Source organism: Stieleria sp. (assembly GCF_041595215.1).
GTDB lineage: Bacteria > Planctomycetota > Planctomycetia > Pirellulales > Pirellulaceae > Stieleria > Stieleria magnilauensis.
Genome location: NZ_JBFHKV010000409.1, coordinates 1 through 6,719 on the forward strand (window position 1 = coordinate 1; position 6,719 = coordinate 6,719).

Below are 6,719 nucleotides of genomic sequence, written 5' to 3' on the forward strand. Positions count from 1 at the left end.
AGCGCCTCGGCGCCCCAGGCAATCGCACCCAGCGGATTGTTGATCTCATGCGCAACGCCGGCGGCCAGGAATCCGACGCTGGCGAGTTGTTCGTTCTGGATCACTTCGCGTGTTCGCTCACGGACCTCCTGCTCGGCACGCCGTTTGGCTAGCGTTTCGTTCGCCACCGCGCGGTTGAATCGGTCGGTAATGTCGTTGACGGTGTCGGCCATCAATCCGATTTCATCGTTGGTGCCCAACAGGATCTTGTGTTGGTGATGACCGCTGGCGATCAATTGCGAGCCGCGGAACAGGGTTCGAAACGGCACGACGATCAGCGTCCAGAATTGCCACGCCATGAAGATGATCAGAAACGCAGACAATCCCGTGTAAACGCGGAACCCGTTGCGGTTCGCTCTCTGTTCGGTGTGAACGCTGTCGCGAAACTTTTTCATTTTCCCCTGGATCTCGCCGAAGTACTCGTTCGTCAAGGTCGCCAGATCGTCGATCGACTTTTCCAGGTGCTGAGCGTCGTATCGTGAAAGCGTTCCGTCGAGAAGATTGCGTTGGGACCAGGTTGTGGTGACGTCTTGCAGTAGCGCATTAATGCCGCGCAGGCTGACGTCTTGTTGGCCCCTGTCGAGCAACAATCGCGTCTCACCACGCTCGCTCGGACGCGCCAAAACCGTCAACATGTAGGGTGCGAGATGGCGACGAAAATGCATCAGGCGATCATCGATACTGACCTCGTCCATGCCAAGCAAAGACCCTTCGATGCCCTCGAATCCGATCATTTGATTCGACTCGATGCGTGCCTTCAGGTCGATGAATTGCTCATACGACTGCCTCAGCAATTCCGCCTGTTGATTGAGCTCATGAGCGTGCTCGATCTCGTCGGCCAGCAGGCTGATCTCGGTCGCCAGGTAGCGGTCGCGGGCAAGTTGCGACCAGCTGTTGAAAACCAGCAGCCCGATCACGAACGCCAGGCCACACAGGCCGAAGATCATCTTGGTTCGGATTTTCCATTTTCGCATCGCTGCAGGTGCCTTCCCTTGCACGAATCAGAGCCAACTGTCCACCGTGAAACTCGGCTGGTGTCGACGATACGGACCGCGTCGGTCAGCGGCAAGGTCAACCCGATCCGAATCGGCACAGATGGTAAAATGCGTCCGATCGGCTGCGAAATTTCGTGCTTTCCATCGCCCCGCGAACCTTTTAGCAGGGGCGTGCGTCATAGAGCACAGTCAGATTGTTCTTGCTTTTTACTTGCCGAGTAAGGATACTTCTGTTGTCGGGTCGCACTGACGCGGTGCGACGGACTACTTCCGAACGCTTCCGGCACCACTCTTGTTGGCGCAAGGGTCGGACGCGTCAAACCAAAGTTTTAAAAGGAGGTGATCAAGTGGATTATTGCTGTACTAGCCAACGGGGAAGCAACCCGTAGACCAAGTCGGCGGGCTGACGCTCATGGGTCAGCTTCCCCACTCGAGATCATCTTTTTGATCACGAGATACATACCCGTTCGTCGAGATTTTACCTTGGTCTCGGCGAGCGGGTTTTTTTATGCCTCCGCCGCCTCAACCGGCAGAGTGCATCACCAACCGGCGTCACTCTGGCGCCGCCACCGGCACCGGCTCGGGTGGTGACGCTGTCGCACCGAGCGTCAGTGCAAGAATCCCGAAGAACGTGAGGGCGAATCCGAGCAACAGCAGCCAGAAAAACGTCCACCCGACGACCACCAAGCAACCGGTCGTCGACTTGATGTGGGGGTCCGTCGTCGGCATGTAAGGATTCGATTCGTTCATCCCAGAATTGTACCCGCCCCCCGAGGCCAGCGTGGCGGTGCCGTTCGGCATCAGCCGGTGCCAATCTCCCCGCGACAGCGCGTGACATTGCCGACAGGGGGCCGGATCGATAAACTTCCGGTTCTTGCAACAGGGACCGCATTTCGGCAAAGCCTGCCACGAAGCGCACGCCGCGCCAGAACAAACCGCCCCACCCCCCCCCGCGCCCATAGCTCAGCTGGATAGAGCATCGGACTTCTAATCCGACGGTCGGAGGTTCGAATCCTCCTGGGCGTGCTGTTAAGGGGATTGGGGTCAAAAGATGGATTGGTCAAAAAATGGGGAAAGAGAGCGCGGGCGGGGTATCGTCGTACGGACTCATTTTTTGACCACCCCATTTTTTGACCAGCTCTCCGACTCCTGATTCCGAACTCGTCGGGACCGAGGGGCGAGATCTCGTGGCGCCCCATCCCTTGCGATTCAAAGACACCGAACAAATTGGCTCGCTAATCACCAGCTTTGCGCCTGCACGCAATGCAGTGGGTGGCACAGATATTGAGCATCTGTGGCCTGGGATTCGCTTTTGACGTCACGGTTCGATAGGTGCCCTGGCGTACATGCTGGAAGGACCTCACGCCAAGTCGCCAAGCCGCCAAGCCGCCAAGATTTGAACCCGCTCCTTTGCGGCTTGGCGTCTTTGCGTGATCCTTGTGTCTCTTAGTGCGCGGTCGACTCGGCCCGGGAAAACAAACCGACGCCTGTTAATCTCAATGCTGAGAATCGACGCCTGAATGCAGGCTGCAAATTGGGACGCTGAATTCCCCCCGCCGATTCCGTTCGGCTACATTGTTCACGTGCGTCGATAGCTCAAACTGTCGTCGTGCCCGAACGTGCGAACCGTGAGGTGCACGCACTCTGCGAGTTGAGTTTGTTTTTGAGTTCCGGTCGATCGCGCCGACGCTGTGACCACCGCTGTTGAACTTAATCGAATTACTTTCCGCTTTGGCGGTTGATGTGCGGTGATTGCGGCACGTAGTTGCGTGGGACTCCGGGCCGCAAGGCTGGCGCCAGCTTCTTGGATCCTCTGGCCGTAGGTCGTCAGCGTTTTGGTGCGGGTGCCGTCTTGATCTCTCGTGGCCCATTGAGTGAACCGCAGGCGGATGACTCCCCCGTCACTTGCGTCGTGTGGTCGAAGGGTGTTTTTCTTTTCTTGAAAGACCAATCCAACCGAACACGCGACGCGCCGTTCCTTGGGAGTCGAGTGCCCGCGGATATTGAACGTGCACCAATGAGATCAAGACGCGGTTCACAGTTTCCCGGAGGTGACGCTGCGCTCACCTCCGGCTAATGGCTGTGATCCCCTCGGGATCAAGGAAAGTCTCCTCCTCCAAGCGCGTCGTGTGGTCGGCGTGGATTTCCATTTCGCGTTCAACGACGAACCACCGCGGAGCGGTGCCACAACACAGGCCGGGGTCGCGGAGCGCACCCTGGGTCGCGATTTCGCCCGGGGATGAAAACGCTGGCAACCTCTGCCAGCATCCGTTCTAATCGAGTCCCATCACTTCACCTGAGGGGCGACAAAGTTCTAGCGCCCGATGGATCCCCGTTCCTCTGCATGCGCGAATCGATCGCAATTCGTTATCATTCCGACCAGCATGTGCGCATCTGACAACTGAGGCTCATTATCATGAGTAAATCAATTCATGAGTCACCGCACGCGTTCGAGGTCCGATCTTCAATCCCGGTCCTGCGGATGTTCGATGAAGCCAAAGCGAACGCATTCTATCTGGCGTATTTGGGATTTGAGATAGACTGGGAGTCTCGTTTTTCGCCGACGGCGCCACTGTATTTGCAGATCCACCTCGGAGATGCCATCCTTCATCTCAATGGGCATGCGAAAGAGGACGCGCCGATTTCTGAGGTCAATATTCCAGTCCTCGGATTGCAAAACTATTGTGACTATCTGAATGCGAAAGAATCCGAATATCCAGAGGCAGTCGCCGTGGATCCACGATACCAGGGACGGAATACAGACCTGAATATCTGGGATCCGTTCGGCAACTATCTGGTTTTCTGTTCGCAGACGACAGAAAGTTAGTGACCAATATCAACCAACAAGCATTTGACTTGCGACCGAGACTTAGATGACGAATGATTTGATCCGCGTCGGGCTTCCTGACGAATCGTTGAGTGAACTGCGGGAGGCCAAGCGGGTGCTGGAGCACCACGGGATCGCCGACCGTCTGACCGAATTGGTCGGGGCTCCGATCACGGCGTCGTTGAAGATGCTGCCGGATGCGGCTGAAGGCATGATTCACAGCGCGATCGAAAAGTCGCTGCGGATTGCTCTCGACGCCGCGGTCAAGACGCTCGGTCAGGGAGCCGAGAAGGATCGAAAACCCAAACTGTTGACACACAAATTGCTCGCGGGGCTCAGCGGTGCCGCCGGCGGAGCACTCGGGGGTGCCACCATCGCCGCGGAATTGCCGGTCTCGACGGTGTTGATTTTGCGGAGCGTCGCGGACATCGCCCGCAGCGAAGGCGAAGACCTGGCGAACATCGAAACTCGGCTCGCCTGCCTGGAAGTCTTCGCGCTCGATCCCGGCAAACCGTCCGACGTCAAGGACGATACCGAGATCGGTTACTTCGCGGTCCGGGCGGCGATGGCAAAACAAATCAAGGACGCGTCGCAGTACATCGTCAAGAACGGCTTGGCCGATTCCGCCGCGCCGCCGCTGGTCAAACTGATCGCAACAATCGGCAAACGATTCGGGATCGTCGTCAGCGAAAAAATCGCCGCCCAGGCCATTCCCGTGATCGGGGCCGTCGGCGGCGCACTGATCAACAGCTACTTCATCGATCACTACCAAGACCTCGCCCGGGCACATTTCACGATCCGACGCCTGGAACGCACGCACGGGGAACAGCCGGTCCGAGAGGCCTATCGGCGGCTGTGAGACGTCGCGACGCCCGCTGAATTGGACCACGTTTCCGATCCCCGATCCGGCGATTCAAGTCGCACGACACCCCGCCTGGCTCGCATGAGATAAACTTGTGCCGCGTCCCCGGACATGCCCTTCTTTCCCCCCTTCGAATTTGGAACTTGACCATGAAGCTGGCGTTCACCTCTCTCGCTCTCCTGTCTGTCGCCGTCTTGAGTGGCGGGCCGATCCTCGCCGACGAGGCTTCCGCCCCGACGGCGGGGAAGCAGATCGAACAGACGTTGCAGACGAGCGACGGCGGCAGTATTTCGTACCTGCTGTATCTGCCCAAGGACTACGACGGCGAGTCGAAGCAGCCCCTGATTCTGTTCCTTCATGGCCGCGGCGAAAGCTACGGACCACTCAGTCTGGTCGCGAAGTGGGGACCGCCACGCTTCGCCGCTCGGGGTGACGATCTGCCGTACATCCTGGTGTCCCCGCAATGCCCCGGCGATGATTCATGGAGAAACCCGACGCAACAGAAGCGGCTCGTCGAGCTGCTCGATCACATCGTCAGCACGCTCAGCATCGATGAAAACCACGTCGCCCTGACCGGGCTGAGCATGGGCGGCTACGGGACCTGGCGATTGGCAGCCGACCATCCGGATCGCTTCTCCGCCGCCGTCCCGGTGTGCGGCGGTGGTGACCCGGACGATGCAGCGAAGCTGAAGGATTTGCCGATCTGGATCTTCCATGGTGACCAGGACGGAGCGGTTCCGTTTGAACGGTCCGTCGAAATGTTCGACGCGATCAAGCAAGCCGGTGGCGAGAAGGTTCGCTTCACCTCGCTCGAGCACATCGGACACAACTGCTGGTCGGCGACCTACGCGACACCCGAACTGTTCGACTGGATCAGCAAGCAGCAGCGGGAGAAATAGAGGCGCCGGAAAAGGGTTGGTCAAAAAATGAAGTGGTCAAAAAATCGTCGCCCTAGCGAACGTGGAACGGCACGCCTGAGAATGCTTCATTTTTTGACCACCGAATCTTTTGACCAACTCCTCAGACACCGTTCCCCGTGAATTCACTCGCGTGCGACGTAGACGTAGTACGCGCCACAAATCTCGTTTCCTTCGTCGTCCAAAAAAGTGGTCGTCAGCTCGATCGGCCCCGGTGGCAAGTCGACCGTGGTGGCGAAGAACGATTGTGATTCGTCGGGCTGAAGTGTTTTCGTGATGTCACCGATCTGGACGGTGGCCGACGCGATCGGCAACGATTCGCCCTTGACGAAGGTTCCGTCGACGACTTGTGTTTCCGGAACGGATGCCTGGAGCGAGAGTCCGGATTCCCGTGGCCAACGGCGAAGTTCCAGTCGATACGTTCCGGCGCGATCGACGGCCAAGTGCCAGGTACCATTCTTGCGATCGGCGCGGCGGATTTGCCGCTGCTGATCGACGAACACATCCAGCCATTCACATGCCGTCAGCAACATCGGGTTTTCGGCGTCGTTGCCGATGATCACGCGTTGGGGCGTCATGACATCGTCTTTGACCCCGTCCCACCACGTCTGCAGATGCGAACGCATTTTGGCGACGACTCGTTGGTGTGCCGCGGCAACGTTGCGATCCTGATGCGGGTCCGCTTCGATGTTGTACAGTTCTCGGTTTTCCAGCAATCGCCACTGTTTCCACAACACGCCGGCGCCGTCGCGGTGCGGGATCGCCGGACTTTCTTTGGTGTATTTGACGCGGAACCCCGGCATGCGGCTGTAATTGATGACCAACATGCGATCGCCCAGCGACTCACGCTCGCGGCGCATCAACGGCGCCAAACTTTGACCGTCCAGGCGAGTCGACGGAGGCGGGACATCGGCCAGGTCGGCGAGCGTCGGCAACAGGTCTTGGACGTGGGTCAGTTCGTCGATCTCGCGAGCCGGCCCGATCGGTCCGGCAGGCCAGCGGATGAAGCAGGGCACACGGTGGCCGCCTTCCCAGAGCTGCGTTTTTTTGCCTCGCATGCCGGCGTTGAAGTAGTCCTG

At 58.6% G+C, this 6,719-nt stretch carries 5 protein-coding genes, 1 tRNA gene and 1 pseudogene; 4 read left to right on the forward strand and 3 right to left on the reverse strand.

Going from position 1 to position 6,719, the window contains the following annotated elements; all coding sequences use genetic code 11:
* Window positions 1-1,013: pseudogene (locus tag ABX749_RS16495) on the reverse strand (hypothetical protein); the annotation flags it as partial.
* 573 nt (window positions 1,014-1,586) lie between these two features.
* Complete coding sequence (locus ABX749_RS16500; protein ID WP_372896935.1) at window positions 1,587-1,784, reverse strand: hypothetical protein; 198 nt, start codon at window positions 1,782-1,784, stop codon at window positions 1,587-1,589.
* Window positions 1,785-1,986: 202 nt separating this feature from the next.
* Between ABX749_RS16500 and ABX749_RS16505 the strand changes: the two genes are divergently transcribed.
* From ABX749_RS16505 to ABX749_RS16520, 4 genes are all read left to right on the forward strand, one after another.
* Window positions 1,987-2,060 (forward strand) — tRNA-Arg (locus tag ABX749_RS16505).
* Between the two features lie 1,390 nt (window positions 2,061-3,450).
* Entirely contained in the window at window positions 3,451-3,861 is a 411-nt protein-coding gene (locus ABX749_RS16510) for a glyoxalase superfamily protein (protein WP_372896936.1), read from the forward strand.
* A gap of 46 nt (window positions 3,862-3,907) precedes the next feature.
* Window positions 3,908-4,720: an EcsC family protein gene (locus tag ABX749_RS16515; RefSeq protein WP_372896937.1), complete on the forward strand. Its 813-nt coding sequence runs from the start codon at window positions 3,908-3,910 to the stop codon at window positions 4,718-4,720.
* Window positions 4,721-4,872: 152 nt separating this feature from the next.
* Entirely contained in the window at window positions 4,873-5,622 is a 750-nt protein-coding gene (locus ABX749_RS16520; RefSeq protein WP_372896938.1) for a prolyl oligopeptidase family serine peptidase, read from the forward strand.
* A 143-nt stretch (window positions 5,623-5,765) separates the two neighbouring features.
* Here the strand turns inward: ABX749_RS16520 and ABX749_RS16525 are convergent.
* Window positions 5,766-6,719: sulfatase/phosphatase domain-containing protein (locus ABX749_RS16525; protein WP_372896939.1), on the reverse strand; the 954-nt coding region annotated here is incomplete at its 5' end.

Bases quoted from the DNA above. Each gene is read 5' to 3' on its own strand.
- ABX749_RS16500 (WP_372896935.1), bottom strand. From the start codon at position 1,784: ATGAACGAATCGAATCCTTACATGCCGACGACGGACCCCCACATCAAG.
- ABX749_RS16510 (WP_372896936.1), top strand. From the start codon at position 3,451: ATGAGTAAATCAATTCATGAGTCACCGCACGCGTTCGAGGTCCGATCT.
- ABX749_RS16515 (WP_372896937.1), top strand. From the start codon at position 3,908: ATGACGAATGATTTGATCCGCGTCGGGCTTCCTGACGAATCGTTGAGT.
- ABX749_RS16520 (WP_372896938.1), top strand. From the start codon at position 4,873: ATGAAGCTGGCGTTCACCTCTCTCGCTCTCCTGTCTGTCGCCGTCTTG.